Here is a 26,455-nt window from a genome sequence, read left to right as displayed (position 1 = left end):
GGCGCCGGTTGCCCCGGCCAAGGCGGCGGTGCCTGCTACGGCGGCTGCGCGCACTTCCTGATCCCGCCCGGATCGTCGCGCAATCGACATAATCTGTCGCTTCGTCGTCATAAGCTGTCGCGCCCCTGTAAATTATCCGCGCTGGACGTTAGACTTCCCGGCTTTCCGTACAACCCGTGGAGTGATGGCATGGCGGACGTAAACAAGGTCGTTCTGGCGTATTCCGGCGGCCTGGACACTTCGGTGATCCTCAAGTGGCTGCAGGACACTTATAACTGCGAAGTGGTGACCTTCACCGCTGACCTGGGGCAGGGCGAAGAAGTCGAGCCTGCACGCGCCAAGGCCCAGGCCATGGGCGTCAAAGAGATCTACATCGATGACCTGCGCGAAGAATTCGTCCGCGACTTCGTGTTCCCGATGTTCCGCGCCAACACCGTTTACGAAGGCGAGTACCTGCTGGGTACCTCCATCGCCCGTCCGTTGATCGCCAAGCGCCTGATCGAAATCGCCAACGAAACCGGCGCCGACGCCATTTCCCATGGCGCCACCGGCAAGGGCAACGACCAGGTGCGTTTCGAACTGGGCGCCTATGCCCTCAAGCCAGGCGTGAAAGTCATTGCCCCGTGGCGCGAATGGGACTTGCTGTCCCGTGAAAAATTGATGGACTACGCCGAGAAGCACGCGATTCCGATCGAGCGCCATGGCAAGAAGAAATCCCCGTACTCGATGGATGCCAACCTGCTGCACATCTCCTATGAAGGCGGCGTGCTGGAAGACACCTGGACCGAGCACGAAGAAGACATGTGGCGCTGGACCGTCTCCCCGGAGAAGGCTCCCGATACCCCGCAATACCTGGAACTGACCTATCGCAACGGCGATATCGTCGCACTGGATGGCGTTGAGATGAGCCCGGCCACTGTGCTGGCGACCCTGAACCGCATCGGTGGCGAACACGGCATCGGTCGTCTGGACATCGTCGAAAACCGCTATGTGGGCATGAAGTCCCGCGGCTGCTACGAAACCCCGGGCGGCACCATCATGCTGCGCGCCCACCGGGCGATCGAGTCGATCACCCTGGACCGCGAAGTGGCTCACCTCAAAGACGAGTTGATGCCCAAGTACGCCAGCCTGATCTACACCGGCTACTGGTGGAGCCCAGAGCGTCTGATGCTGCAACAGATGATCGACGCCTCCCAGGCTCACGTGAATGGCGTGGTACGCCTGAAGCTGTACAAGGGCAACGTGATCGTCACCGGGCGCAAGTCCGACGAGTCGCTGTTCGATGCCAACATCGCGACCTTCGAAGAAGACGGCGGTGCCTACAACCAGGCTGACGCGGCCGGCTTCATCAAGCTCAACGCCCTGCGCATGCGCATCGCGGCGAACAAGGGTCGCAAGCTGTTCTGACCCTGGCGATATGAAAACGGCCTGCCATGAGCAGGCCGTTTTTTTTGCCCTTTTTTTGTGTGGCCTTTGCTGCGGCGCTGCCCTCGATCGCTCATTCATCCTGCCCGTGCGTTGCCAGGCCTGTGTTGCTGTAGATGACGTACACGACGATGCCGGCGTGCTTCAACTGTCTTGATCGACAGGTTTCGATCGGACGTTTCGATTGGCTGCATACGATACAAAGGGTGTCTGGTTCGCGCCTGCGTCGATGAAGACGTATCACCAGCAGTTCCTTGACGTCGTCCGCCCGACGTAGCTGTCGTTTGCGTCGACAGGGCGAATCATCCATGGTCTTTATGAAGTGTTTGTTCTTGCGAAAATCCGAAGGTGAATACAAGGAACGATAATTGAAGTTGAGCGTTATGAAAAAAAGCAGCAATAGATAAAAAGGAAAGCTGATCAGGAACCACAGATAGTATTCACGATCCTGGTCATCCAGAAAGGGCAGGGAAATCGCTGCGGAAGTTTCGGATAAAGTGGCGAATATGGCGATGAGGGTCATGGGGTTGGTTATAGTCTTCAAAGGTTTGTTCATGGTTAATACTCATGGAATACTTGTGCTCGGTGAGTGGCTTGAAAAGTGGTTGTCCATGCCGAATGAAATATAGGCACAGTCGCAATGGCTGCCCATATTGGATATCGGGCGCCTGAGTGAGTTTTATATATGAATTTCCCTGCCTTAAGTGAGTGAGTGGCAGTTTTAACAGCAAATAATTCAGTTACTTTCTATGAGTGAAGAGCTTTTCAATGGGCTGTCCACGGGTGGGTGTGGCGGTGAAAGAGCGCATTGTTCATAGGGTTACCGGATTGTTAAGAAAGGTCATTCCTTCTCTGTAAAAAAATCCATGACACATTTTTTCCGGGGCGAATTGTAGGAATTTTCTGTATAGCTTGTAGGTTCTGTCTCTCGGTGCGAGCGTTCAGGGGGGGGCAGCATGCCAAGGTAGAAATGACTAGGCTATTGTGCGTGCTCTAAAAATTCGAACAGCGAAGTTGGATTTGCTCATGAATAAAGTGCTGATCGTGGATGATCATCCCGTCATTCGTCTTGCTGTACGTTTGCTGATGGAGCGTCACGGTTATGAAGTCCTTGCCGAAACCGATAATGGCGTCGATGCGTTACAACTTGCTCGCGAACTTATGCCCGATATCGTCATTCTCGATATTGGTATTCCGAAGCTGGACGGGTTGGAGGTCATTGCCCGCCTGACGACCATTCCTTCGCCCATGAAAGTGTTGGTGCTGACTTCCCAGGCACCGGGACATTTTTCGATGCGCTGTATGCAGACAGGGGCAGCCGGGTATGTATGCAAGCAACAGGATCTTACTGAGTTACTGAGTGCAATCAAGGCAGTACTGTCCGGTTACAGTTACTTTCCCAACCAGGCATTGCATACGGTGCGGTCGAGTCTGGGCAATGCCAGTGAGTCCGATATGGTTGATCGATTATCGGGGCGGGAAATGATGGTCTTGCAACAACTGGCGCGCGGAAAGACCAACAAGGAAATCGCCGATGGAATGTTCTTGAGCAACAAGACCGTCAGTACCTACAAGACGCGCCTGTTATTGAAGCTCAATGCCCGTTCGCTGGTCGACCTGATCGAACTGGCGCAGCGCAATGGCTTGGTGTGAGTTTTCGGGTTACGCGTACTCAGTAAAAAGCCTCCATCAGGGAGGCTTTTACGTGTCAGAGGTCAAAGTCATAATCGGCCAATTGCTTCTGCAGACGGCGCTCTTCCAGCAGGTTATCAATGGTGCGGCGCTTGCTCAGGTTGGTTTTCGCCACTTCCACGACCACAGGTTCGACGTCGTCGGACTCAACGGCGATGAATTCGTCTTCTACATCCAGTTGTTCTTTGCCAGCACTCATGGGTTCGACTCCAGGCTAAGACTGCCATTGGCGCTCCTTATATCGATAAACCACGGGCGGGTAAAAAAGATTTTTTCAATCGATGGATCGATAAAAGCAATAGCGCCTCAATCGTCGGAGGTCTTGTGCTTGTATTCGCATAAATCTTCGATTCGGCAGCTGCCGCAGCGGGGCTTGCGCGCCAGGCAAACGTAACGGCCGTGCAGGATGAGCCAGTGATGGGAGTCCAGCAGGAATTCCTTGGGAACAAATTTCATCAATTTCTTCTCGACCTCCACCACGTTTTTGCCGGGGGCCAGCCCGGTGCGGTTGCTGACGCGGAAAATGTGGGTGTCGACCGCCATGGTCAACTGCCGAAACGCGGTATTGAGCACGACGTTGGCGGTTTTGCGGCCGACTCCCGGAAGGGCTTCCAGCGCTTCGCGCGTCTGCGGGACTTCACTGTCGTGGCGCTCGATCAGCAGACGGCAGGTCTCGATCACGTTTTTGGCCTTGCTGTTGAACAGCCCGATGGTCTTGATGTATTCGGACAGTCCTTCGACGCCCAGGGCGTAGATCGCCTTCGGCGTATTGGCCACCGGGAACAGTTTGGCCGTGGCTTTGTTGACGCCGACGTCGGTGGACTGGGCTGACAGAATGACCGCGATCAGCAACTCGAACGGCGAGGAATAGGCCAGTTCGGTTTTCGGTTCCGGGTTGTCCTCGTGAAGGCGACGAAATATTTCCAGGCGTTTTGCGGCATTCATGGGCGCGGCGTTTCCTCAACGGATGAATGGGGTTTGGCGGCCGTCCAGGCTTGTCGGGCTGCCAACAGCAGTCCGAGCAGAATGAACCCGCCGGGGGCGAGCAGGGCCAGGGGCAGGCCGCTGCCGATCAGCCCACGCACGGCGCCCAGGCTGATCATCAAGAGGCCAAACAGCCCGGCCAGCCTGAGGCGTTCGGGCCAGCGAGCTTCAACGAAGAAGCCTTCCTGCTCCAGCGCTACGCAACTCAGGGCGATCCAGCCAACGTAAAGGCTCAACGGTCGATACAATTCCAGTGCCCAGGCCTGGACGACAAGGCCAATGCAGGTGGTCAGGGTAGCGGCCAATATGATGGAGGCGAGCAGCCGTTGACAGGCTGCCAGGTGTTGCCGCACAAGCCCCATTGCCAAGCCATGGCTGAAAAGAACCAGGGCCCAGGCCAGCCATAACCCCAGCGCGCCAACCAGCGAATCGCTCGCGCCAATCAATGGAACGAGCAGCAGGCCGTGTGTCAGTCCCCATGGTTTATTCATTGGCCGCCACCCCCGTCAACTGAGCCTTGTGCTCGTCGAAGTAACGCAGCGCATCGTGAACAGCCTGGAGGACCGCTCGGGACGTCACTGTCGCGCCTGCCAGTTGATCGAACTGGCCCTGGTCCTTTTTCAAGGCCCAGCCGCTGTCATCAGGTGCCTGGCGTGATTTACCCGTGAAGGTCTGCAACCAGGCGTTCGGCCAGCCGGCGATCGCCGCGCCCAACCCGGGTGTCTCGGATTGGCGCAGGGTCTTGACGCCCAGCAACCGGCCCTGTGGATCGATGGCGACCAGCAATTCGATGCTGCCTTCATAGCCCAGCGCCTGGCTACGCAGCAGCACGGCGCTGGGCTGGCCACTGCGAGTCGCCAGGTAGCCACCCAGCAGCGTGCTATGGGCCAGGGGCACCGAGGCTGTGACAACGGGGTGCGCCAACGGCTGGTTATCGTAGTGGTCGGTGGGCAGCACCTCGAGCAAGGCCCTGTTCGCCAGCGCTTGCTGCTGGGCCTCGATACGCCCGGCGGTGCCGAGGTGCGTGAGGTAAGTGGCACCGATACCGAGGCCGATCAACACGGTCAGGATTGCCACGCCGACGGGGTTGTTCATGTCAGTGGCCGCCGTTGTCGCGCCTCGGCAAACCGGTCCAGCGCCGGCACGCCGAGGTTCATCAGCAACACCGCGAACGCCACGCCGTCGGGGTAGCCACCCCAGGTGCGTATCAGATAGACCAGCAATCCCATGCCCGCGCCAAACAGCAGGCGGGCGAGAGGAACCTTGGCACCCGAGACCGGTTCGGTCGCGATAAAAAACGCGCCGAGCATGGTTGCGCCGCTGAACAGATGAAACAGTGGCGAGCCATGGGAGTCGGAGCCCGAACCGTTCCAGCACAGCAGGCTGACGACGGACAGGCTCAGCAGCATGCCCACCGGTGCATGCCAACTGAACACCCGTTGCTGCAGCAGAAACAGACCGCCCGCCAGGAAGGCCAGGTTGACCCATTCGACACCCCGGCCACCGAAACGCCCGAACGCCGGATCGTTGGCGAACAGTTCATCGACGGTCAGGCTCGTGTTGATTCGCAGGCTGTCCAGTGCGGTCGCCCCGGCCCAGGCATCGGGCGCCGGATGAGCGCCGAATACCTGCTGCAAGCCTTCGGACAGGCCCATGCCGTGGAGCGCTGGCCAGTGACTCATCTGGGACGGAAACGCCACCAGTATCAGGGCGTATCCGAGCATTGCCGGGTTGAACGGGTTGCTGCCGACGCCGCCCCACAGGTGCTTGCCCAACAGCAAGGCGCAGGCGGCCGCCGTGACGGTCAGCCACCAGGGGCAATAGGCCGGCAAGGCCAAGGCCAGCAGCGTGGCGCTGACCAGCGCGCTGCCATCGTTCAGCTCGGGTTTGAATGGCCGGCGGCGTAAACGCAACACCGCCGCTTCGACTGCCAGCGCAGTGAGGCCGGACAACAGCAGGTTGAGCGCCACGCCCCAGCCATGGAACCACAGCAACGCCAGCCCGCCGGGCAGCGTTGCCAGCAACACCCGCGTCATTGCTTGGCGCAGCCGTTCGTCCACTGGCTCAAGAGGCGGCATGGGCGTCCACCTGGCGTTCAGCATCCTTCACCGCTTGTTCCAATGCCAGCAGTTGTTCAGCCGATGCTGTAGCTGCCCGGGCTTTGCTGAGTTCGGCGCGGCGCATCGCCAGTTGGATCTTGGCTCGCTTCAGCTCGGCGTTTTGCGCCGGTGCCGGGGCTGGCGCAGCCGCGGGTGCGGGCGCGGCGTTTTCCAGTTGGCCCAGCGCCTGTTCGGCCGCTTCGAACTGGCGTTGCAGCACGATCAGTTGCGACTGCTGCTCGAAGGTTGGCGGGTGGCCGAACGCTTTCAAGGATTTGTTCAGCTGCGCCCGGCTCATGGCCAGGTCGACCTTGGCTTTTTTCAAGGCGGCATCGGCAGTGGCGGCTTTTTGCGCGCGTACGCGCTCCAGTGCGGCTTGTACGGGGTCGAGTGCCGGGTCCTGGGTTTGAGCCTGGGCCTGGGCCGCCCGTTGGGTTCGAGCCAGGCGTTCGGCCTGGCGCTGCTCTTCTTCGCGGCGCAGGCGCACATTGCGTTGTTCGAAGCGGCGCCGGGCATGATTGCGCTTGGCGGTTCGCGCCTGTTGTTCTTCGGTGCTGAAGGCCAGGCCGCCGACGATCGGCAGCACGTTTGCCGTCGGCAGAGGACGCATTTCGATGCAATCGACCGGGCAGGGCGCCACGCACAGATCGCAGCCTGTGCATTCGTCGATGAGGACGGTGTGCATCAGCTTGGCGGCGCCGACAATCGCGTCCACCGGACAGGCCTGGATGCACTTGGTGCAACCGATGCATTCGGCTTCACGGATAAAGGCGACTTGCGCCGGGGCCACGCCGCGGCTGGTGTCCAGCTCCAACACCGGTATTTTCATCAGCTCGGCCAGGGCGGCGATGGTTTCGCGCCCCCCGGGCGGGCATTTGTTGATCGGCTCGCCCTGGGCGATGCCTTCGGCGTAGGGTTTGCACCCGGGATGGCCGCACTTGCCGCATTGGGTCTGCGGCAGCAGGGCGTCGATACGTTGAATCAGGCTCATGTTTTGACCAGCCCACGCAATCCGAGAAAGGCCACTGCCATCAGTCCGGCGCTGATCAACTGAATCGGCAGGCCCCGAAAGGGCAGGGGAATATCATTATTGAAGGTGCGCTGGCGCAGATCGTCGAACAGGCTCAGCACCAGCCAGAACCCCAGCCCGGCACCCAGGCTCAGGGCGATGGCGTGGCCCAGGCCTCGGTCATCCTGGCCGTTGAGCAGCGTGACCCCGAGTATGCCGGCATTACCCAGCAACAGCGGCCACAACCCCTCGAACGACATTGCCGGCCGCCAGCGTGCCAGCAGGCGCAGCAAGGGGCCGATCAGCAACACGCTCAAGGACAGCCAGGCCAACAGGCGCAGCGAGACCAGGTTGGTCGGTGCCAGCAGCCCATGATCGATCAGATGGCCCAGGGTGCCGACGATCAGCATCAGGCATGCCGTCGCCAGGCCCAAGGCGTGTACCTGCCCCCTACCGTTGGCCGCTAGCAGCGGATCGACGCCCAGCGGCCAGTGCAACACCAGGTTGTTGATCAGGGCAGCGCTGAACAGCGTGAGGACGATTTCGGTCATGGGTGTGTTGGCGACAAAGGACCTGTTACAAGATTAGGCATTATCCGGCACGCCGGGGGCGTGGGCCAGATATGAAAATCCCACAGCCACCTGCAAGGCGGCTGTGGGATCGGTACAGCAAGCGGTCGCGTTACTTGATCCGCTGGCCCGGCTTGGCGCCGCTGTCAGGGCTCAACAGGTAGATTTCCTCGCCGCCGGGGCCTGCCGCCATCACCATGCCTTCGGAGATACCAAAGCGCATTTTGCGCGGCTTGAGGTTGGCGATCATCATCGTCAAGCGGCCTTCGAGCTTGGCCGGGTCCGGGTAGGCACTCTTGATGCCGGAGAACACGTTGCGTTGCTCGTCGCCAATGTCCAGGGTCAGGCGCAGCAGCTTGTCGGCGCCTTCGACGGCCTCGGCCTTGACGATCAGCGCCACGCGCAGGTCAACGGCGGCAAAGGCGTCGAATTCGATTTCCGGCGACAGCGGGTCCTTGGCCAGTTCGCCGTTGCCGGCAGGTGCGCCGGTGTCGGTCTGGCTGGCGGCCAGGTCTTCCTTGGAGGCGTCGGTCATGGCTTGCACCTTGGTCGCGTCGATACGGGTCATCAACGGCTTGAACGCGTTCAACTGATGGTTGCTCAGCAGCGTCTGGTGATCGTTCCAGGTCAGTGGCGCGACGTTGAGGAACGCCTCGGCATCGGCGGCCAGCAGCGGCAGTACCGGCTTGAGGAAAATCACCAGTTGGCGGAACAGGTTGATGCCCAGGGCGCAGATCGCCTGGACTTCGTCCTGTTTGCCTTCCTGCTTGGCCAGCGACCAGGGCGCCTTGTCGGCGATCCAGGCATTGGCGCGGTCGGCCAAGGCCATGATTTCGCGCATGGCACGGGCAAAGTCGCGGGACTCGTAGGCTTCGGCGATGCTTGGCGCGGCCGCCAGGAAGGCGTCGGTCAGTTCCGGCGCGGCATTGCCGGCGACCAGGACCCCGGCGTTGCCCTTGTGGATGAACCCGGCGCAACGGCTGGCAATGTTGACGACCTTGCCCACCAGGTCGGAGTTGACCTTTTGCACGAAGTCTTCGAGGTTCAGGTCCAGGTCGTCGACGCCGCGGCCGAGCTTGGCCGCGTAGTAGTAACGCAGGTATTCCGGGGACAGGTGGTCCAGGTAGGTCCGGGCCTTGATGAAGGTGCCGCGGGACTTGGACATTTTCTGGCCGTTGACGGTCAGGTAGCCGTGGACATTGATGCCGGTCGGCTTGCGGAAACCGGCGCCTTCAAGCATTGCCGGCCAGAACAGTGCGTGGAAGTTGACGATGTCCTTGCCGATGAAGTGATACAGCTCGGCGGTGGAGTCCTTGCCCCAGAACGCGTCGAAGTCCAACTCCGGCGTGCGGTTGCAGAGGTTCTTGAAACTCGCCATGTAGCCGATCGGAGCGTCCAGCCACACGTAGAAATACTTGCCGGGCTCGTCGGGGATCTCGAAGCCGAAGTACGGCGCATCGCGGGAAATGTCCCACTGCTGCAGGCCGGCATCGAGCCATTCGGCGATCTTGTTGGCGACGGCGTCCTGCAGGGTGCCGCTGCGGGTCCAGGCTTGCAGCATCTGCTGGAAGTCCGGCAGCTTGAAGAAGAAATGCTGGGAGTCCTTGAGCACCGGCGTCGCCCCGGAAATCGCCGATTTCGGGTCTTTCAGGTCGGTCGGTGCGTAGGTGGCGCCGCATTTTTCGCAGTTATCGCCGTACTGGTCTTCAGTGCCGCATTTCGGGCAGGTGCCCTTGATGAAGCGGTCGGCCAGGAACATTTTCTTTTCCGGGTCGAAATACTGGGTGATCGAACGGGTGGCGATGTGCCCGGCGTCACGCAGTTTCAGGTAGATCTGGCTCGACAGCTCACGGTTTTCTTCGGCGTGAGTGGAGTGGAAGTTGTCGAAGTCCACCAGGAACTCGGCAAAGTCGGCGCTGTGCTCAGCCTGGACGTTGGCGATCAGTTCTTCCGGGGTGATGCCTTCCTTTTCCGCGCGCAGCATGATGGCCGAACCGTGGGCGTCGTCGGCGCAGACATAGATGCATTGGTTGCCGCGATGCTTCTGGAAGCGCACCCACATATCGGTCTGGATGTACTCCAGCATATGGCCGAGGTGAATCGAACCATTGGCATAGGGCAGGGCGCTGGTGACGAGGATCTTGCGTGGCTCGGACATGGGGCTCGGCTACTTGATGAAACGGAGGTCGGCCACTATAAAGCGCTGGCGGCTTTTTTTCACCCTTCGGGGCTGTTTCGGGATGTATTGCTGGGAGCAGCATAGGCACAACCTGTGGGGAGGGGATTGTGGGAGCAAAGCTTGCTCGCGAAACAGGCGCCTCGATTCCTGAAAGACCGCATCGCCTGCATCGCGGGCAAGCCTTGCTCCCACACAGCGGGAGCAAGCTCCCTCGCCACAAGCGCATTCGTCGCCCTTAATCGGGTCGCCACAACAGCATGCGCGGCGTAGGATAGCGGCCTGTTTTCAAGTCTTGCTATCGGAGTTGCCCATGAGCGCCGTCAATCGCGCAGCGGTGGAAGCCGTCCTTCGCCAGTACACCGACCCTTATCTGAACCAGGACCCGGTCAGCGCCGGATGCGTGCGCGCCATCGACATCCAGGGCGATCGCGTCAGCGTCCAGCTGGAAATCGGCTACGCCGCCGACCTGTTCAAGAGCGGCTGGGCGCAGATGCTGCAAATGGCGATCGAGGCCCTGGACGGGGTGAGCGCCGCCAAAGTCGACATCACCAGCGTGATCGCCGCCCACAAGGCCCAGGCGCAGGTGCCGGGGCTGGCGAACGTCAAGAATGTGATCGCCGTGGCCTCGGGCAAGGGCGGCGTGGGCAAGTCCACCACCGCGGCCAACCTGGCCCTGGCCCTGGCCCGTGAAGGGGCGAAGGTCGGGATTCTCGATGCAGACATCTACGGCCCGAGCCAGGGCATCATGTTCGGTGTTGCCGAGGGCACCCGACCGCAGGTCAAGGACCAGAAGTGGTTCGTGCCGATCCAGTCCCATGGCGTGGAAGTCATGTCCATGGCCTTCCTGACCGACGACAACACGCCGATGGTCTGGCGTGGGCCGATGGTTTCCGGTGCCCTGTTGCAACTGGTTACGCAAACCGCCTGGGGCGACCTGGATTACCTGGTGATCGACATGCCTCCGGGCACCGGCGATATCCAGCTGACCCTGGCGCAGAAAGTCCCGGTGGCCGGTGCGGTGATCGTCACCACGCCTCAAGACCTGGCCTTGCTGGACGCACGCAAGGGTGTGGAAATGTTCCGCAAGGTCAACATCCCGGTGCTGGGTGTGGTGGAAAACATGGCCGTGCACATCTGCTCCAATTGCGGACATGCCGAGCACCTGTTCGGCGAAGGTGGCGGGGAAAAACTGGCGACCCAGTACGGTGTCGAATTGCTGGCTTCGCTGCCGCTGTCGATGCTGATCCGCGAACAGGCCGACGGCGGCAAGCCGACGGTCATCGCCGAACCGGACAGCCAGATCGCCATGGTCTATCAGGAACTGGCCCGCCACGTGGGCGCGCGGATCGTGTTGCAGGAAGCGGCCATGCCGGCGATGCCGAACATCACTGTCAGCGACGATTGATCGGCTGAACTGCGATCTATGTGGGGAGCAAGCCTGTAGGAGCAAACCCTATAGGAGCAAACCCTGTGGGAGCATAGCTTGCTCGCGATAGCGGTTTTAAAGCCAACAGAGATGTTGGGTGTGACGCCGTCATCGCGAGCAAGCTATGCTCCCACAGGCTTTGCCCCCCACAGGCTTGCTCCCACATTTTGTTAGGCGGTGGGTTTAGATCCGCAACCCGCCATCCATCTCCAGGATCCGACCGGTGTAATAGTCGTTCTCGAAGATATACGCCGCCGAATGCGCAATCTCCTCAGGCTTGCCCATGCGCTTGAGCGGAATCCCCGAGGTCATTTTTTCCAGGGCCTCGGGCTTCATGCCCAGGGTCATCTCGGTTTCGATGAAGCCCGGTGCGATGCCGGCGACACGGATGCCGTAGCGCGCCAGTTCCTTGGCCCAGGTCACAGTGGCGGCGGCCACACCGGCCTTGGCGGCCGAGTAGTTGGTCTGGCCGACATTGCCGGCGCGGGAGATCGACGAGATATTGATGATGGCGCCGCTGTTCTTCAGCTCGACCATTTTCGCCGCCACTTCACGGGTGCACAGGAATACACCGGTGAGGTTGACGTCGATCACGGCCTGCCACTGGGCCAGGCTCATCTTGGTCATTTCGCCATCCTTGACCTTGAGCAGCAGGCCGTCACGCAGGATCCCGGCGTTGTTGATCAGGCCGTGGATCGCGCCGAAGTCCTCGGCGACCCGGGCGACCATGTCGCTGACCTGCTCCTCATTGGCAACGTTGCACAGGTACGCCCGGGCTTCGACGCCCTTGGCTATACACGCGGCAACCGTCTGGTCGAGTTTTTCCTGGTTGAGGTCCACCAGGGCGAGCTTCGCACCTTTGCCCGCGAGATACTCGGCCATGGAGCGGCCCAGGCCCTGGCAACCGCCGGTGATAATGATTACTTTGTCAGTGAGTTGCATGCTCATGTCCAGATGGCGCAGCGGTGGAGGGGGCCTTTTGGGAGGTCTCTCGATTGGCGACGGTGTAGCCCGGCTGCACACGAGAACTGTCCCATAGGCGTACCGGAACATTACTCCAGTCACCTGACCGTTTTCTAGACGGTTTTCATAAAAGGAGTCATAAGTTGAGCGTTGAAGCTGCCAAGCATGCCCGGGAACTGCTGCTCAAGGAATACCGTGGAGTGCTCGCCACTCATTCCAAATCCATGCCCGGCTTTCCGTTCGGCTCCGTGGTGCCCTATTGCCTGGACGAACAAGGCCGGCCACTGATCCTGATCAGCCGTATCGCCCAGCACACTCATAACCTGCAAAAAGACCCCAAGTGTTCGATGCTGGTGGGCGAGCGCGGTGCCGAGGATGTGCAGGCCGTGGGGCGCCTGACCTACCTGGCCGAGGCCCGCAAACTCGAAGACAGTGGCGCCATCGAGGCTGCCGCCGAGCGTTACTACCGCTATTTCCCTGACTCGCAGAACTACCACAAGGCCCATGATTTCGATTTCTGGGTGCTCGAGCCGGTGCGCCATCGCTACATTGGCGGCTTTGGCGCCATCCACTGGATCGACCAGCTCACCCTGGCCAATCCCTTCGCCGGCAAAGCCGAAGCCAGCATGGTCGAGCACATGAATGCCGATCACGCCAAGGCCATCGCCCATTACGTGGAATTGACCGGCCTGCCGAAAAGCGAACCGGCACAACTGGCGGGCATCGACAGCGAGGGCATGCACTTGCGCATTGGTCAGGGCCTGCACTGGCTGGCGTTTGCGACGCCTTGCAACACGCCGACACAAGTGCGCGAAGCCTTGGTTTATCTGGCTCACGCCGAGCAATGGCCAAAAAATGCGGAAGTCGACGCTTGAATTCACGAAAGGGCGACGTCATTTAGGTTTTCATAGCAAGGCATTCTTGCGTTGAGGAACCATTTGATGCGCCCTTTTTTGTTGCTCTTTCTGCTGTTCCCGGTGTTGGAGCTGTTCGTATTCGTCAAGGTCAGCGGTGCGATCGGGTTTTTCCCGGCCCTGCTGCTGGTCATTCTCGGCTCGATGCTCGGCGTGTTCGTGCTGCGCATTGCCGGCCTCGCCACGGCATTGCGGGCCCGTGAAAGCCTGAACCGTGGCGAGCTGCCCGCCCAGACCATGCTCGAAGGCCTGATGCTGGCCCTGGGTGGCGGTCTGTTGATCCTGCCCGGCTTTATCAGCGACGTGCTGGGCCTGGTCATGCTGTTGCCGTTCACCCGGAGGCTGCTGGCCAATAAAATGCGCCAGCGCGCCGAAGAGCAGGCGATGCGTCAACGCGCCTTCGCCGATGACCTCCAACCCCGTGGCGGTCCGGCGCCGCGCGAGCCTGTGGGCCGCGAGCCCAACGTGATCGAAGGCGAATTCGAACACCGCGATTCCAAGTAAAACCATCAGCACGGCGCCTTCGGGCGCCGTGCTCGTTTTGGCTGCGCAAAGTAAAAAAAATTCTGCTCACACCCTTGTAATCCACTTGTGCGCCCTTATGTAACGGTCACCGCAAGGTTTCCGGTGGTGACACCGGACAGACTTCCGCGGTTCGACTGACGAACCGCACCCGGCTCCGCCGGCTTTGTTAAACCCGCCGGGACTACACCGGCCGATGAAAACCAAAAATTAGGAGAGATCGACAATGAAGCTTCGTCCTCTGCATGACCGCGTCGTCATCCGTCGCAGCGAAGAAGAGAAGAAAACCGCTGGCGGTATCGTCCTGCCAGGTTCGGCTGCTGAAAAAGCCAACCACGGTGAAGTTCTCGCTGTAGGCCCAGGCAAGGCACTGGAAAACGGTGAAGTACGTGCGCTGGCCGTGAAAGTGGGTGACAAGGTTGTGTTCGGCCCTTACTCCGGCAGCAACACAGTGAAAGTCGACGGCGAAGACCTGCTGGTAATGAGCGAGACCGAAATCCTCGCTGTTCTCGAAGGCTGATTCCCCCGCCCATTTTCCCGTTACTACAAAGTATTTAAGGAATATCGATCATGGCTGCTAAAGAAGTTAAATTCGGCGATTCCGCCCGCAAGAAAATGCTCGCCGGTGTCAACGTCCTGGCTGACGCAGTAAAAGCGACCCTGGGCCCGAAAGGCCGTAACGTGATCATCGAGAAGAGCTTCGGCGCTCCGACCATCACCAAGGACGGCGTTTCCGTAGCCAAAGAAATCGAGCTCAAAGACCGCTTCGAAAACATGGGCGCGCAACTGGTCAAAGACGTTGCCTCCCGTGCCAACGATGACGCCGGCGATGGCACCACCACCGCTACCGTCCTGGCTCAATCGATCGTCAACGAAGGCCTGAAAGCCGTCGCTGCCGGCATGAACCCGATGGACCTCAAGCGCGGCATCGACAAGGCGACCATCGCCATTGTCAAAGAGCTCAAGGCCCTGTCCAAGCCATGCGCTGACACCAAGGCAATCGCTCAGGTCGGCACCATCTCCGCCAACTCCGACAACTCCATCGGCGACATCATTGCCGAAGCCATGGAAAAAGTCGGTAAAGAAGGCGTGATCACCGTTGAAGAAGGCTCGGGCCTGGAAAACGAACTGTCGGTTGTAGAAGGCATGCAGTTCGACCGTGGCTACCTGTCCCCGTACTTCGTCAACAAGCCAGAGACCATGACTGCCGAGCTGGACGGTCCACTGATCCTGCTGGTCGACAAGAAGATCTCCAACATCCGCGAAATGCTGCCAGTGCTGGAAGCCGTTGCCAAAGCCGGCCGCCCACTGCTGATCGTGGCTGAAGACGTTGAAGGCGAAGCCCTGGCGACCCTGGTCGTGAACAACATGCGCGGTATCGTTAAAGTCGCAGCCGTCAAGGCTCCAGGCTTCGGCGATCGTCGCAAGGCCATGCTGCAGGACATCGCCGTACTGACCGGCGGTACCGTTATCTCCGAAGAGATCGGCCTGAGCCTGGAAAGCACCACCCTGGAGCACCTGGGTAACGCCAAGCGCGTGATCCTGTCCAAGGAAAACACCACCGTGATCGACGGTGCCGGCGTTGAGGCTGACATCCAGGCTCGCGTTCTGCAGATCCGTCAGCAAGTGGCCGACACTTCGTCCGACTACGACCGTGAAAAACTGCAAGAGCGCCTGGCCAAGCTGTCCGGCGGCGTTGCAGTGATCAAGGTTGGCGCCGGTTCCGAAGTTGAAATGAAAGAGAAGAAAGCCCGCGTTGAAGACGCCCTGCACGCGACCCGCGCAGCCGTTGAAGAAGGCGTGGTACCTGGCGGCGGCGTGGCACTGGTTCGCGCTCTGCAGGCTATCTCCGAGCTCAAAGGCGACAACGATGACCAGAACGTTGGCATCCAGTTGCTGCGTCGCGCTGTAGAAGCGCCGCTGCGCCAGATCGTTGCCAACTCCGGCGACGAGCCAAGCGTTGTGGTCGACAAGGTCAAGCAGGGTTCGGGTAACTACGGTTACAACGCTGCTACCGGCGAATACGGCGACATGATCGAAATGGGTATCCTGGACCCGGCCAAAGTGACTCGTTCGGCTCTGCAAGCGGCTTCGTCGATTGCCAGCCTGATGATCACCACCGAGGCGATGATCGCTGAAATCAAGGAAGACGCTCCAGCTGGCGGCGGTATGCCAGACATGGGCGGCATGGGTGGCATGGGCGGCATGATGTAAGCCAGCCTTACCCCTGTAGCGAAAAACCCCGCCTGCGAAAGCAAGCGGGGTTTTTTATTGCCTTGGGTTTGCCCCAGCATTGAGCTGGACCCAGCTACCTCTGTGGGAGCAAAGCTTGCTCGCGATTGCGGTAGGTCAGCTTGCCAGGATGCTGAAGCTGCCATCGTAATCGCGAGCAAGCTTTGCTCCCACAGGGTTTGTCCAAGGCGCTTTCAGGCGTTGGCGGGCTGGCTCAACGCTGCGCGATCAGTCATGACGGCCGGTCGGTACAGAATGTAGTAGTAACACCCCAGGCAAATCAGCCAACAGAACACCGCTGTCCACACATTGTGGGAAAAGAAGTGCGCCCCTTGCATCATCCGCCCCAGGGAAAACACCGTGCCCAGCGTAAAGGTGAGTACCAAGGCCTGGCGGGCCAGGCGCGGGCGGCGGTCGCGCAGGACGAAGAATAGTGCAAACAACGTGAACCCCGTAGCGGCGTGACCGCCGGGCCAGCATCGACCGGGTTTGTCCGTGGCCGGGCGTGGGCTCAGCAGTTCGCTATAGGTTTCCTTGCCACCGAACTCCTTCAGGCTCCAGGGGCATTGCACCGCCGTCACCGCTTTCATCGGGGTGACGAAGGACGTCGCCAGTGTCAGGGACAGCACCAGGCAACCGAGCTCGCGCTTGAACGGTTTGAGCCGGGCGATGAAGAACGAGCTGATGAATCCCAGGACCGCCAGCACGGAGAACACGATGACCACCTCTTTGGCTCGATCGTGCAGGATGTCTTCCAGGAAAAAGCTGTGCCGGCCGATGAATCCACCCGCCATCGGGTCGTAAAACAGCTTGGCCACGTCCATGTCCAGCGTGGTCAATTCCAGCAACGCCAGCGTCGCTGCGACAACGGCAGGCAGGCCCAGGACAACCCAGAATTTCAGGGGCCTGGAAGCGGGGCGGATGGCGGTGGGGACCATGGCATTACCTTTGATGGGGGGAGGGCATAAAGCGGTGTCGCACAGTCTGGTCTGCGCTGCGTCGGGGCGGCGTGAATGTTGGGTGAAAAACTCGTCAATGCCCGCGCAGTCCTGTTCCTTGGCTCACTCGACTTATGTGGGAGCGGGCTTGCTCGCGAAAGCGTCGGTACATTCAACATTGATGGCGGCTGGGCCACCGCATTCGCGAGCAAGCCCGCTCCCACATAAGCATGTGCTGTCACAGCGGATACAACCCTAGCCGTGAGCCAGACTTGGCCGTAAGCTGCGCGGGCCAAGATGGCCGTTAACTGTGTACGCAGAGGTGCCCATGCGAATTCTATTGGTCGAAGACAACCGCGACATCCTGGCCAACCTGGCCGATTACCTGGAGCTCAAGGGCTACACCGTCGATTGTGCCCAGGACGGTTTGTCAGGATTGCACCTGGCCGCGACCGAACACTACGATCTGATCGTGCTCGACATCATGCTGCCGGGCATCGACGGCTATACCTTGTGCCAGCGCCTGCGCGAAGACGCCCGGCGCGATACGCCGGTGATCATGCTCACCGCCCGGGATCAGTTGGACGATCGTCTGCAGGGCTTCAAGTCCGGGGCCGATGACTACCTGATCAAACCGTTTGCCCTGTCAGAACTGGCCGCGCGGATCGAAGCCGTGATGCGTCGGGCCCAGGGCGGTGGCCGCCGAGCCTTGCAGGTCGGCGATCTGAGCTATGACCTCGATACCCTGGAGGTGACGCGTGAAGGCAAGCTGCTCAAGCTCAACCCCGTAGGCCTCAAGCTGCTGGCGGTATTGATGCAGAAAAGCCCTCACGTGTTGCGCCGCGAAATCCTTGAAGAGGCGTTGTGGGGCGATGATTGCCCGGACAGCGACAGCCTGCGCAGTCACGTCCATCAATTGCGCCAGGTGATCGACAAACCGTTCGACAAACCGTTGCTGCACACCGTACACGGCGTCGGCTATCGCCTGGCCGAGGGCCGCGATGGAGTTTAAGCAGAGCCTTGCCCAACGGATCATCATCGCCTTTGCGCTGATGAGCGCATTGGTGGCTGGCGCATTCGCCATGGGCATCGTGGCGACGGTCCATCTGGTGGAAGAGAAACTGATTTCCGCCGGGCTTGGCGGCGATCTGCAACGCTTGCTGCTGATGGACAGTGTCTCGGACTGGAACCACCGGCCGGAACCCGACCAACTGTTTTATTTCAGCGGCGGCCCAGGTGACTTCGAGTTGCCCAAGGACCTGCGCCATCTGGAGCGTGGTTTCCACGAGGTGTTTCGCGGGCAGTTGTCCTATCACGCCATGGTCGAGATCGTTGATGGGCGGCACTACGTGTTGCTGCAGGACCAGAGTGACTTCGAGGAGCGCGAGCGGGTACTGTTCGCCGTGGTGTTGGTGGGCTTTGTGCTCAGCCTGGCACTGGCGGTATTTTTGGGCTGGGTCCTGGCACGCCGGGTGATGGCGCCAGTGGTCCGCCTGGCCCGGCAAGTGCGCCATCGCGACCAGCTCCTGGGTCTGGCTCCTCCGCTGGCCCCGGATTATGCCGCCGATGAAGTGGGTGAACTGGCCGTGGCATTCGACGCCACATTGGGGCGCTTGCGCCAGGCCTTGACCCGCGAGCGTTTGTTTACCAGCGACGTGAGCCACGAGTTGCGCACACCGTTGATGGTCCTGGCGACCTCCTGTGAGTTGTTGCTGGGAAATCCGGCACTGGACCCGCGCGGACGTACCCAGGTCGAGCGCATCAATCGAGCCAGTGAAGAGATGCGCGAGTTGGTGCAGACCTTCCTGATGCTCGCCAGGGCCGAACGCGAAGACAACGGCATGTCGCCTCGGCTGCCCCTGGGGCTGGTGGCCGAGAACCTCCTCGGCGTGTGGCGCGTGCCCATCGAATCCAAAGGCCTGACGCTGATCTTCGATCCCGGGCAAACCGTCGACACCCTGTATAACGCCACGTTCCTGACTGCCGTGATGGGCAATTTGCTACGCAACGCCCTGCACTACACCGATCAGGGGTTCATCCGCCTTTCGCTGACCGCCACCGGTTTCGTGGTCGAGGACAGTGGCGTAGGCATTCCCGAGGAGAAGCGCGAGGCGATGTTCGAGCCGTTCGTGCGCGGCAGTGAAAAACGCGGCGAGGGATTGGGATTGGGGTTGTCCCTGGTGCAGCGTATTTGCGAGAACCAGGGCTGGACAGTGAGCCTCAGTACGATGGAGCCCAACGGTTGCCATTTCGAGGTGGAACTGAACCCAAGGGGCTAAGCGTAGGTATGGAAAGTCTTTTAAACAATAGGGCATTTACGTGACGTTGTTTTCACAAAGACATGACATCCCGTTTCATAAAGTGGGGCCGATCATTCATGGAGCCTCTGGAGAAGTGTCGCCGGCGCCTGACTGCCCGGTGGGCGGCCTCCCATGACATGAAACAGCTGCGGCGCCATTCGTCGTTCAGCGATGTTGATTGGAAAAAACTCGTCTACTTTTATGAGGCGGCGTTTGGCAGCGCTATCAAAGGTTTATAGCGATGAAACTAGAAATTGCTAGAGGTTTGTTTTTAGTCGGAGCCCTGGCAGTTGCATCGATGGCGGTGGCTGTGTGGGAACAGCCGCGCTCGCAGATCCTCAGTGCTTCGAATGCTGATGCGCATTGTCCTTTGCCCCGCGTGGCAAAGACCAGCGAGGCGATCCAACCGAACGATGATCTGCTGCTGTTCATGTTCAGCCTGTCCCAGGGGATGAGGCCGCAAAGTTAAAGCCCTGAAACCAAGATAAAGGTCTCCCTTGTGCGAGGCCTTTATTATTTTGGTGGACTGTCAAATCAACCATTGTGGCGAGGGGATCTATCCCCGTTGGATTGTGGGAGCAAAGCTTGCTCGCGAAACGGCCGCCCCGATTCCTGGAAGACCGCACCGCCTTCATCGCGGGCAAGCCTTGCTCCCACACTATCCCTCGCCACAGGTGTCTATTTCAGGCCTTGTCCGGCTTGGCCAGCAGCGTGTAGACGCAAGGCAGCACGAACAACGTGAACAAGGTGCCAATCGACATCCCGGTTGCGATCACCATGCCGATGTCGAAGCGGCTCACCGCCCCGGCGCCTGTGGCGAAGATGAGCGGCACCATGCCGAACACCATCGCCGCAGTGGTCATCAGCACTGGCCGCAGACGAATCGACGCGGCTTGTTCCACCGCTTCGCGCGGTGTCAGGTTCTGTTCCCTGCGCAGCTGGTTGGCGAACTCGACAATCAGGATCCCGTGCTTGCTGATCAGGCCAATCAGCGTCACCAGGCCCACCTGGGTATAGATGTTCATGCTCGACCAGCCGAGGAACAGCGGGATCAAGGCTCCGCAAATGGACAGTGGCACGGTCACCAGGATCACCAGCGGGTCCCGGAAGCTTTCGAACTGCGCGGCCAGCACCAGGAAGATGATCGCCAGGGCCAGGGCAAAGGTCACCCACAACGCACTGCCTTCCTGTACGAACTGGCGCGAAGCCCCTGCATAATCGAAGGCGAACCCCACCGGCGCTTCCTCGCGGGCGATCTGGCGGACGGTCTCGATGGCCTCGCCCATGCTCACGATAGGGAAGCCCGAGATCGTCACCGCATTGAGCTGCTGGAACTGGTTCAGTTGTCGTGGTCGCGCCCGGTCGCTGACCTTGATCAGGGTCGATAGCGGTAGCGATTCACCCTTGGCATTTTTTACGTAGTAGTTGTTCAACCAGTCCGGGTTGTCCCGGAAGGGACGTTCGACCTGGGCAATGACCTTGTAGCTGCGTCCCTCGAGGGTGAAGCGGTTGATCTCGGCTTCACCCAGCAGTGTCGCCAGGGTACCGCCCAGGTCCTGCATCGAAACGCCCATCTGGGCGGCCTTGGCGCGATCGATATCCACCACGACTTCGGGCTTGTCGAACGCCAGGTCAATGTCCATGAAGGCGAACTTGCCGGATTCCAATGCGCGCTTTTTGACCCGGTCGGCAACCTCCAGCAGCGTCGCATAATCCTTCGGTGAGTTGATGACGAACGCAAATGGCAAGCCTTCGCCGGTGCCCGGCAGCGAGGGCAGGTTGAAACCGAAGATCTGCAAGCCAGGCACGCTTTCCAGCTTGGCCTGGACCTCTGGCAGGATTTCCATCTGGGTGCGGCTGCGTTCGTTCCAGGGCTTGAGCAGGAAGCCGCCAATGCCCGACTGCACGCCGTTGTAGCCGTTGATCTGGAACGAGGAGTAGTACTCCGGGAACTCCTTGAAGATGGTAATGAAGTGATCGGTGTACGTGTTCAGGTAGTCGAGGTTGGTGGGTTGCGGAGCGGTGGCCATCATGAAGATGATGCCCTGGTCTTCGTCGGGAGCCAGTTCGGACTTGCTGAACATGACCAGTACCGGGATCAGCAGCAGCACGATCACGGCGAACACCAGGACCACCGGCCGGGTATTGAGCGTGCCATGGAGCATGCGCTGGTAGCGGCGCTTCAAGCGTTCGAACACCATGTCCAGCCGATGGGCCAGCCCCGAGGGGTTCTCATCGTGGCGCAGGAGCAGGGCGCACATCATCGGGGACAAGGTCAGGGCGACGATTCCGGAGATCACCACAGCCCCGGCCAGGGTCAATGCGAACTCCTTGAACAAAGCGCCCGTCAGGCCCTCGAGCAGGCCGATCGGTGCGTACACCGCCGCCAGGGTGATGGTCATCGAGACCACCGGCATGGCGATTTCCCGGGCACCTTCTATCGCCGCATCGAACGGGGTCTTGCCTTCCTCGATGTGCCGGTGAATGTTTTCCACCACCACAATGGCGTCGTCCACCACCAGACCGATGGCGAGCACCATGGCCAGCAGGGTCAGGAGGTTCATCGAGTAGCCCATCAACTGCATGAAGAACATCACGCCGATCATCGACAGCGGGATGGTCACCACCGGGATGACCACCGAACGCAGGGCACCGAGGAACAGGAACACCACGACAATGACGATCAGCACCGCCTCGAACAGGGTTTTCACCACTTCGTCGATGGAGGCCTGGATGAACAGGGTGGCGTCGTAGGCGATCTCGGCCTTGAGGTTGGTCGGGAGCTGGGCCTCCATGTCCGGCATGATCTTGCGCACTTCCTTGATCACATCCAGCGGGTTCGCACCGGGCGTGGCCTTGATCCCGATGTACACCGAGGGCGTGCCACCAAAGGAGCTGATGGTGTCGTAGTTCTCTGCGCCCATTTCCACGCGAGCCACGTCCCGCAGCAACACGCGGCTGTCGCCGTCGGTCTTGAGCGGGATCGCGCCGAAGGCCTCGGCGGACTTGAGTTCGGTGTTGGCGTTGATGCTGGTGACGACGTATTCGCCTTTCACTTCACCGGCAGCGGAGAGGAAGTTGTGCTGGCGCACGGCGTTGGTCACGTCGGCGGCAGTCAGGCCGAAACCGGCGAGCTTGACCGGGTCCAGCCACAGGCGCATGGCGAAGACCTGGTTGCCGAGGATCTCCGCCTCAGCCATGCCTGGCAGGGTCGCCAGTTTGGGCTGGATCACCCGTGACAGGTAGTCGGTGATCTGCGGGTTGTTCAGTTCCTTGCTGAAGAAGCTGATGTACATCAGTGCCGAGGCATCGGCGGCTTCGCGGCTGAGGACCGGGTCCTCGGCGTCCTGGGGCAGTTGGTTCTTGACCTCGTTGGCCTTGGCCAGCAGTTCGGTAAAGAGCCGGTCGCTGTTGGAGCCGATGCGGGCATAGACCGAAATCACCGAGAAATTCTGGCGGCTGACCGAGGTCATGTAGTCGATGCCCTCGGCACTGGCCAGGCTCTGCTGCATCGGCTGGGTGATGTAGCCCTGGATGGTCTCGGCATTGGCCCCGGGGTAGGCGGTGGTCACCGTGATCAGGGCGTTCTCCATTTGTGGATACTGACGCAGGGGCAACTTGCTCCAGGCCTGGAAGCCCAGCAGCACGATCAACAGGCTGACCACGGTGGCGAGCACCGGACGGCGGATGAACGGATCGGTAAAAGCCATGGGGGTTCCTTGATCAGTCCGCGCGCGGCGGGCTGTTCTGTTCGGTCAGGGTCTTGTCGTCGCTGATGGCGATCGGCGTACCGTTATCGAGCTTGAGCTGGCCGGCGGTCACGACTTGCTCGCCGCTCTGCACGCCTTTGGTAACCAATACCTGCCCGTCGCGGCGCTCGCCGGTTTCTACGAAACGCCGTTCGGCGATCAGGACCGGCTGGCCCTTGTCGCCTTTCTCGACATTGCCGTCGGCGCCTTTCTTTTGGGTCACCACGTACATGGAGTTGCCGTAGAGCGTGTAGGTCACGGCGCTTTCCGGCACGACGATTCCGGCGGCCACATCTGGCAGGATCACCTCCAGGTTGGCGAACATGCCTGGCAGCAGCTTGCCGTCGGGGTTGGCCAGGGTGGCACGTACCAATACGTTGCGGGTGCTGTCTTCGACCTTGGGGTTGATCGCGCTGATGGTGGCGACGAAGTTCTGCCCGGGGTAGGCCGAGACGCTGACGTTGACCGGCTGGGCAACGGCGAGCCTGGGCACGGTTTGTTCAGGGACGTAGAAGTCCACGTAAAGGCTGCTGAGGTCCTGCAGGGTGGCGATCACCGTGCCGCTGGCCAGGTAGTCGCCGACATCCACCTGGCGAATGCCGATGGTGCCGCTGAACGGCGCCAGGATGTGTTTCTTGGCCAGCGAAGCCTTGAGCTGATTGACCGTGGCCTGGTTCTTTTTCAGTTGCGCCGAGAGCCGGTCGAACTCGCCCTTGGAGATCGCCTGGCTGCCCACCAGTTGTCGGCCGCGACCAAAATCCAGTTGCGACAGGCCAAGGTCGGCCTCGGCGGTTTCCAGCAGGGCGCTTTCGACTTCGCTGTCCAGTTGCAGGAGCGGCTGGCCAGCCTTGACCTTCTGCCCGGACTGGAACTGCAGCTTCTGCACGGTCCCGGCGATTTCCAGGCTCAGGTCCACGCCTTGCAGCGCCTTGAGGCTGCCAACGGTGGGCAGGCGAGCCTGCCAGGGTTGCCGGGCGGCCGTGGCCACGGCCACGCTGACCGGTGGTTTGGGGGCAGAAAACATCTGGATCTGCTGGTAGACGGAGAAGGCCTTGTAGCCGGCGAGCAACAGCACCACCAGCAGGACAACACCCAACATGATCAGCATGCGGCGTCGCAGCATGTTCCACTTCCTTGGAAAAGAGCTGAGAGAAAATACAGATAGGCGGGCACATTACCCTGAGTGTGCGGGCTATTCCAGATGCTGGCGGGCTGGAGGTGCGTGGGATTTTTCCGAAAAATCAGGGCGCTCGGCCCCGAGGGGCTTCGCTCCCTGGCTCAGGCCAGATGCAAATGGTTGTCCCAGAGCCCTGCCGGCAGATCCAGAGGCTTTGCAACCAGTTGTGTCTGTCGGCAATCGTAATAACGGCAACGCCCTTGGCCCGACGTCACGACAAACCCGTCGGCCACCGCGCCCACGCCGGCACAGTCCGGCAGCGGCGCATCCAGGCGTACTTCGCCACTGTCCAGGTCCCAGATGAAGAAGCGATTGCCACGGGGGGCGGTCAGGGCCACCAGGCGCAGGTCGCTGTGCACGGCGACGCTGGCGGTGTAGTGCCCCATGGCCTGCAATTGCTCTTCGGGCACCGGGAACGCCTGGAACGGCTGCCCCGGCCGCTTGATCGCCAGCAGTTGCGACGATTCGTGGGCAGCGCCCATGAACTGCTGCCCGGAGACGATGGTGCCGTCGCTGGCGATGCCCAGGTGGCGCACGCTGTTCATCGATTGGGCGAGGGTTTCCTTGCTCAGCAGGGTGCCATCGCGCTGCATCAGCACCAGGCTCGGCTCCATGGCGTCGAGGTTCATTTCGACCCGGCTTTCGGCCTCGGTGCGAATGCCGCCGTTGGCGACCACCAGCGTTTCGCCGTCGGGCATCCATGACACCTGGTGAGGGCCGATGCCATGGGTGGACATCTCGCCGCTGTGCACCAGTCGTTCGCCTTCGAAACGGTACACGCCCAACAGGCCGCGCCCCGGGTCGGTGGTGTCGTTCTCGGTGGCGTACAGCCATTCGCCGCTTTTGTGGATCACCGCGTGGCCGTAGAAATGCCGGTTCGGCAACGAAGTGATGGTTTGCAGCAGCGTCCCGTCGCGCAGGTCGATCAGGTAGCTTTCGGTACCTGGACGACGGGCGACGAACAGCGCAATCGGCAGTGTCGGATGATTGATGATGTCATGGCAACGCTGGCCGACCTGGGTGGCGAACACCCGCGTGCCGTCCAGCCGATAGCCGACGGCGTAGTGCTTGCCGTCGCCATCGTCCCGTGCCGAAAGCAAGAGTGGGTGCTTGTCCTTTTGCTTGAACAGCGTCCAGCCGCCCAGGGTGACGGCGCCGAGCAGCAAGCTGCCCAGTGCCAGAACCTGACGTCGAAACATGATCAGTCACCGTCGTTGGCATTGAAGCCCAGTTGAATGCCCAGCGCCTTGGCCAATTCGCCTTCGTGCAGGCGATGGACGACGTTGAGGCTGTCATACAAATCGTTGAGTTGCTGGCGCCCGGCATCGTCGTTGAGCATTTCGGTCAGCGAGCGCTGGCTGCTGGCGAACAATTTCAACGAGGCATCGTAGGCGGCATCGATCTTGTCGGCCAGTGGCTTCTGGTCGCTTGGCAGCAAGCCGCGCAGGCCCTTGTTGTCCACGCCCGCCCAGACGGTCCTGGCCGCGCTCAGGCTGGCCTCCAGGCCTTGCAACGACGACTGGCTGCGCCAGGCATCGGCCTGGAACGGTTGGGGCACGCCTTTGCTCTGGCGGCCCATCGGTGTGCCGAGCTTTTTCTTCAGCGTGTCCAGGGCGGTGACTTGGACACGCAGCAGGTCAGCGATGGCCTCGTGGGAATCGGCGTAGCGCTGGTTGGGGAATTTGCTCATCTGGGCGAGCATGCCGTCGTTGGTGTTCCAGCCCGACAGGATCTCTTCGGCCAGTTGCTTCTGGCGTTCGCCGATGGCGGTGAGCAGCGGGCAGTACTTGGCTTTTTGCGCACTGTCGGCCATGTCGATCCTGGCGTCGAACAGCAGGTATTCGTAGGCCGAGAGGCCCTGGACCACGACGCTGGACTTGGCGAGGCCGGCGGCGTCGATCTGTGGCTGGCTATTGACCAGTTGCTCGACCTGACGGCCCACCAGGTTTTTCTTGTCCGGCCAGAACTGCACCTGCCAGGCGCGGTTGCCCTCGGCCAGTGGGCCGATCAGCAGCGGTTGCAGCTCGGCCCAGGCTTTTTGCGCCTTGAGGAAATCGGCGCGGGCGGTGTCCAGGTTTTCCTTGCCTTGGCAGAACGCCAGGGCGCTGGTCGCCAGTTGCCGGTCGGCATCGACCCAGCGGCTGTAGGTCGGCAGGATCACTTGCTTGGCGATGGCGGCCGAGGTAACGGCTTGCGGATCCTGGGGCGAACAGGCGCCAAGGGCGATGGCGGCGAGGCTGGTGAACAACAGCTTGGGACGGAACATGTTGTGCTCCC

24 protein-coding genes and 2 pseudogenes are annotated in these 26,455 nt (G+C 60.8%); 11 read left to right on the top strand and 15 right to left on the bottom strand.

Features of this window, described 5'->3' with window-relative positions:
- The first annotated feature begins 189 nt into the window (after window positions 1-189).
- Entirely contained in the window at window positions 190-1,407 is a 1,218-nt protein-coding gene (locus CFII68_RS02865; RefSeq protein ID WP_003204943.1) for an argininosuccinate synthase, read from the top strand.
- Window positions 1,408-1,723: 316 nt separating this feature from the next.
- Here CFII68_RS02865 and CFII68_RS27775 read toward each other — a convergent pair.
- A pseudogene (locus CFII68_RS27775) lies at window positions 1,724-1,981 on the bottom strand (hypothetical protein); the annotation flags it as partial.
- Between the two features lie 470 nt (window positions 1,982-2,451).
- On the opposite strand from CFII68_RS27775, the gene CFII68_RS02875 reads away from it, so the two are divergent.
- Window positions 2,452-3,078, top strand: a complete 627-nt coding sequence (locus CFII68_RS02875) for a response regulator transcription factor (protein WP_018613141.1) — start codon at window positions 2,452-2,454, stop codon at window positions 3,076-3,078.
- Window positions 3,079-3,133: 55 nt separating this feature from the next.
- Here CFII68_RS02875 and CFII68_RS02880 read toward each other — a convergent pair whose 3' ends face one another.
- From CFII68_RS02880 to metG, 8 genes are all read right to left on the bottom strand, one after another.
- Window positions 3,134-3,316 (bottom strand): PA3496 family putative envelope integrity protein, encoded by a 183-nt coding sequence (locus CFII68_RS02880; protein ID WP_014339874.1) that lies wholly within the window; start codon window positions 3,314-3,316, stop codon window positions 3,134-3,136.
- A 107-nt stretch (window positions 3,317-3,423) separates the two neighbouring features.
- Complete coding sequence (gene nth, locus CFII68_RS02885) at window positions 3,424-4,062, bottom strand: endonuclease III (RefSeq protein ID WP_018613139.1); 639 nt, start codon at window positions 4,060-4,062, stop codon at window positions 3,424-3,426.
- Entirely contained in the window at window positions 4,059-4,592 is a 534-nt protein-coding gene (locus CFII68_RS02890) for an Rnf-Nqr domain containing protein (RefSeq protein WP_018613137.1), read from the bottom strand. The genes nth and CFII68_RS02890 overlap by 4 nt, the downstream gene beginning before the upstream one ends.
- Window positions 4,585-5,196 (bottom strand): RnfABCDGE type electron transport complex subunit G, encoded by a 612-nt coding sequence (locus tag CFII68_RS02895; RefSeq protein WP_018613134.1) that lies wholly within the window; start codon window positions 5,194-5,196, stop codon window positions 4,585-4,587. Before CFII68_RS02895 ends, CFII68_RS02890 begins: the two co-directional genes overlap by 8 nt.
- A complete protein-coding gene (locus CFII68_RS02900) occupies window positions 5,193-6,179 on the bottom strand; it encodes an RnfABCDGE type electron transport complex subunit D (protein WP_018613133.1) in 987 nt (328 codons plus the stop codon). Before CFII68_RS02900 ends, CFII68_RS02895 begins: the two co-directional genes overlap by 4 nt.
- On the bottom strand, window positions 6,166-7,191 hold the full coding sequence (gene rsxB, locus CFII68_RS02905) for an electron transport complex subunit RsxB (RefSeq protein WP_018613131.1): 1,026 nt from the start codon (window positions 7,189-7,191) through the stop codon (window positions 6,166-6,168). The genes CFII68_RS02900 and rsxB overlap by 14 nt, the downstream gene beginning before the upstream one ends.
- Window positions 7,188-7,760: an Rnf-Nqr domain containing protein gene (locus CFII68_RS02910; RefSeq protein WP_018613129.1), complete on the bottom strand. Its 573-nt coding sequence runs from the start codon at window positions 7,758-7,760 to the stop codon at window positions 7,188-7,190. The genes rsxB and CFII68_RS02910 overlap by 4 nt, the downstream gene beginning before the upstream one ends.
- A gap of 130 nt (window positions 7,761-7,890) precedes the next feature.
- A complete protein-coding gene (gene metG, locus CFII68_RS02915; protein WP_018613127.1) occupies window positions 7,891-9,936 on the bottom strand; it encodes a methionine--tRNA ligase in 2,046 nt (681 codons plus the stop codon).
- 331 nt (window positions 9,937-10,267) lie between these two features.
- Here metG and apbC point away from each other — a divergent pair, with 331 nt between their 5' ends.
- Complete coding sequence (apbC, locus tag CFII68_RS02920; protein WP_003204921.1) at window positions 10,268-11,362, top strand: iron-sulfur cluster carrier protein ApbC; 1,095 nt, start codon at window positions 10,268-10,270, stop codon at window positions 11,360-11,362.
- 204 nt (window positions 11,363-11,566) lie between these two features.
- Here apbC and CFII68_RS02925 read toward each other — a convergent pair whose 3' ends face one another.
- Entirely contained in the window at window positions 11,567-12,325 is a 759-nt protein-coding gene (locus CFII68_RS02925) for an SDR family oxidoreductase (protein WP_018613125.1), read from the bottom strand.
- A gap of 164 nt (window positions 12,326-12,489) precedes the next feature.
- Here CFII68_RS02925 and CFII68_RS02930 point away from each other — a divergent pair, with 164 nt between their 5' ends.
- The 4 genes from CFII68_RS02930 to groL all read left to right on the top strand — a co-directional run bounded on the left by CFII68_RS02930 (window position 12,490) and on the right by groL (window position 15,996).
- Window positions 12,490-13,221 (top strand): HugZ family protein, encoded by a 732-nt coding sequence (locus tag CFII68_RS02930; protein WP_018613122.1) that lies wholly within the window; start codon window positions 12,490-12,492, stop codon window positions 13,219-13,221.
- 66 nt (window positions 13,222-13,287) lie between these two features.
- The gene (locus CFII68_RS02935) at window positions 13,288-13,764 is read left to right on the top strand and encodes an FxsA family protein (protein WP_014339863.1); all 477 of its coding nucleotides are present in this window, start codon (window positions 13,288-13,290) and stop codon (window positions 13,762-13,764) included.
- Between the two features lie 244 nt (window positions 13,765-14,008).
- The gene (locus tag CFII68_RS02940) at window positions 14,009-14,302 is read left to right on the top strand and encodes a co-chaperone GroES (RefSeq protein WP_018613119.1); all 294 of its coding nucleotides are present in this window, start codon (window positions 14,009-14,011) and stop codon (window positions 14,300-14,302) included.
- A gap of 50 nt (window positions 14,303-14,352) precedes the next feature.
- Window positions 14,353-15,996 (top strand): chaperonin GroEL, encoded by a 1,644-nt coding sequence (groL, locus tag CFII68_RS02945; protein WP_008032122.1) that lies wholly within the window; start codon window positions 14,353-14,355, stop codon window positions 15,994-15,996.
- Between the two features lie 212 nt (window positions 15,997-16,208).
- On the opposite strand, the gene CFII68_RS02950 is transcribed toward groL, so the two are convergent.
- On the bottom strand, window positions 16,209-16,952 hold the full coding sequence (locus tag CFII68_RS02950; protein ID WP_018613112.1) for a phosphatase PAP2 family protein: 744 nt from the start codon (window positions 16,950-16,952) through the stop codon (window positions 16,209-16,211).
- A 328-nt stretch (window positions 16,953-17,280) separates the two neighbouring features.
- Here CFII68_RS02950 and colR point away from each other — a divergent pair, with 328 nt between their 5' ends.
- The 4 genes and pseudogenes from colR to CFII68_RS0126235 all read left to right on the top strand — a co-directional run bounded on the left by colR (window position 17,281) and on the right by CFII68_RS0126235 (window position 19,721).
- Entirely contained in the window at window positions 17,281-17,964 is a 684-nt protein-coding gene (gene colR, locus CFII68_RS02955) for a two-component system response regulator ColR (protein WP_014339860.1), read from the top strand.
- Entirely contained in the window at window positions 17,954-19,231 is a 1,278-nt protein-coding gene (locus CFII68_RS02960; RefSeq protein WP_018613109.1) for a HAMP domain-containing sensor histidine kinase, read from the top strand. The genes colR and CFII68_RS02960 overlap by 11 nt, the downstream gene beginning before the upstream one ends.
- 107 nt (window positions 19,232-19,338) lie before the next feature.
- Window positions 19,339-19,491, top strand: a pseudogene (locus tag CFII68_RS28030) (lipopolysaccharide kinase InaA family protein); the annotation flags it as partial.
- A gap of 2 nt (window positions 19,492-19,493) precedes the next feature.
- Entirely contained in the window at window positions 19,494-19,721 is a 228-nt protein-coding gene (locus CFII68_RS0126235; protein ID WP_033062899.1) for a hypothetical protein, read from the top strand.
- 214 nt (window positions 19,722-19,935) lie between these two features.
- Here the strand turns inward: CFII68_RS0126235 and CFII68_RS02965 are convergent, their stop codons facing one another.
- The 4 genes from CFII68_RS02965 to CFII68_RS02980 all read right to left on the bottom strand — a co-directional run bounded on the left by CFII68_RS02965 (window position 19,936) and on the right by CFII68_RS02980 (window position 26,444).
- On the bottom strand, window positions 19,936-22,962 hold the full coding sequence (locus CFII68_RS02965; protein ID WP_018613105.1) for a multidrug efflux RND transporter permease subunit: 3,027 nt from the start codon (window positions 22,960-22,962) through the stop codon (window positions 19,936-19,938).
- 13 nt (window positions 22,963-22,975) lie between these two features.
- Window positions 22,976-24,124 carry an efflux RND transporter periplasmic adaptor subunit gene (locus CFII68_RS02970; protein WP_018613103.1) on the bottom strand — a complete coding sequence of 383 codons (1,149 nt, stop codon included), beginning with the start codon at window positions 24,122-24,124 and terminating at the stop codon, window positions 22,976-22,978.
- A 155-nt stretch (window positions 24,125-24,279) separates the two neighbouring features.
- Window positions 24,280-25,377 (bottom strand): DUF1513 domain-containing protein, encoded by a 1,098-nt coding sequence (locus CFII68_RS02975; RefSeq protein ID WP_018613101.1) that lies wholly within the window; start codon window positions 25,375-25,377, stop codon window positions 24,280-24,282.
- A 2-nt stretch (window positions 25,378-25,379) separates the two neighbouring features.
- A complete protein-coding gene (locus tag CFII68_RS02980; RefSeq protein ID WP_018613099.1) occupies window positions 25,380-26,444 on the bottom strand; it encodes an imelysin family protein in 1,065 nt (354 codons plus the stop codon).
- Between the last annotated feature and the right edge of the window lie 11 nt (window positions 26,445-26,455).

It is taken from the genome of Pseudomonas sp. CFII68, assembly GCF_000416195.1.
In the GTDB taxonomy this organism is placed as follows: domain Bacteria; phylum Pseudomonadota; class Gammaproteobacteria; order Pseudomonadales; family Pseudomonadaceae; genus Aquipseudomonas; species Aquipseudomonas kilonensis.
The sequence above is the reverse complement of the archived record's forward strand: the minus strand, read 5'-3'. Positions and strand labels throughout refer to the sequence as shown.

Excerpts from the sequence above, each read along its gene's own strand:
- CFII68_RS02865 (WP_003204943.1), top strand. The coding sequence starts at position 190 with ATGGCGGACGTAAACAAGGTCGTTCTGGCGTATTCCGGCGGCCTGGAC.
- CFII68_RS02875 (WP_018613141.1), top strand. The coding sequence starts at position 2,452 with ATGAATAAAGTGCTGATCGTGGATGATCATCCCGTCATTCGTCTTGCT.
- CFII68_RS02880 (WP_014339874.1), bottom strand. The coding sequence starts at position 3,316 with ATGAGTGCTGGCAAAGAACAACTGGATGTAGAAGACGAATTCATCGCC.
- nth (WP_018613139.1), bottom strand. The coding sequence starts at position 4,062 with ATGAATGCCGCAAAACGCCTGGAAATATTTCGTCGCCTTCACGAGGAC.
- CFII68_RS02890 (WP_018613137.1), bottom strand. The coding sequence starts at position 4,592 with ATGAATAAACCATGGGGACTGACACACGGCCTGCTGCTCGTTCCATTG.
- CFII68_RS02895 (WP_018613134.1), bottom strand. The coding sequence starts at position 5,196 with ATGAACAACCCCGTCGGCGTGGCAATCCTGACCGTGTTGATCGGCCTC.
- CFII68_RS02900 (WP_018613133.1), bottom strand. The coding sequence starts at position 6,179 with ATGCCGCCTCTTGAGCCAGTGGACGAACGGCTGCGCCAAGCAATGACG.
- rsxB (WP_018613131.1), bottom strand. The coding sequence starts at position 7,191 with ATGAGCCTGATTCAACGTATCGACGCCCTGCTGCCGCAGACCCAATGC.
- CFII68_RS02910 (WP_018613129.1), bottom strand. The coding sequence starts at position 7,760 with ATGACCGAAATCGTCCTCACGCTGTTCAGCGCTGCCCTGATCAACAAC.
- metG (WP_018613127.1), bottom strand. The coding sequence starts at position 9,936 with ATGTCCGAGCCACGCAAGATCCTCGTCACCAGCGCCCTGCCCTATGCC.
- apbC (WP_003204921.1), top strand. The coding sequence starts at position 10,268 with ATGAGCGCCGTCAATCGCGCAGCGGTGGAAGCCGTCCTTCGCCAGTAC.
- CFII68_RS02925 (WP_018613125.1), bottom strand. The coding sequence starts at position 12,325 with ATGCAACTCACTGACAAAGTAATCATTATCACCGGCGGTTGCCAGGGC.
- CFII68_RS02935 (WP_014339863.1), top strand. The coding sequence starts at position 13,288 with ATGCGCCCTTTTTTGTTGCTCTTTCTGCTGTTCCCGGTGTTGGAGCTG.
- CFII68_RS02940 (WP_018613119.1), top strand. The coding sequence starts at position 14,009 with ATGAAGCTTCGTCCTCTGCATGACCGCGTCGTCATCCGTCGCAGCGAA.
- groL (WP_008032122.1), top strand. The coding sequence starts at position 14,353 with ATGGCTGCTAAAGAAGTTAAATTCGGCGATTCCGCCCGCAAGAAAATG.
- CFII68_RS02950 (WP_018613112.1), bottom strand. The coding sequence starts at position 16,952 with ATGGTCCCCACCGCCATCCGCCCCGCTTCCAGGCCCCTGAAATTCTGG.
- colR (WP_014339860.1), top strand. The coding sequence starts at position 17,281 with ATGCGAATTCTATTGGTCGAAGACAACCGCGACATCCTGGCCAACCTG.
- CFII68_RS02960 (WP_018613109.1), top strand. The coding sequence starts at position 17,954 with ATGGAGTTTAAGCAGAGCCTTGCCCAACGGATCATCATCGCCTTTGCG.
- CFII68_RS0126235 (WP_033062899.1), top strand. The coding sequence starts at position 19,494 with ATGAAACTAGAAATTGCTAGAGGTTTGTTTTTAGTCGGAGCCCTGGCA.
- CFII68_RS02965 (WP_018613105.1), bottom strand. The coding sequence starts at position 22,962 with ATGGCTTTTACCGATCCGTTCATCCGCCGTCCGGTGCTCGCCACCGTG.
- CFII68_RS02970 (WP_018613103.1), bottom strand. The coding sequence starts at position 24,124 with ATGCTGCGACGCCGCATGCTGATCATGTTGGGTGTTGTCCTGCTGGTG.
- CFII68_RS02975 (WP_018613101.1), bottom strand. The coding sequence starts at position 25,377 with ATGTTTCGACGTCAGGTTCTGGCACTGGGCAGCTTGCTGCTCGGCGCC.
- CFII68_RS02980 (WP_018613099.1), bottom strand. The coding sequence starts at position 26,444 with ATGTTCCGTCCCAAGCTGTTGTTCACCAGCCTCGCCGCCATCGCCCTT.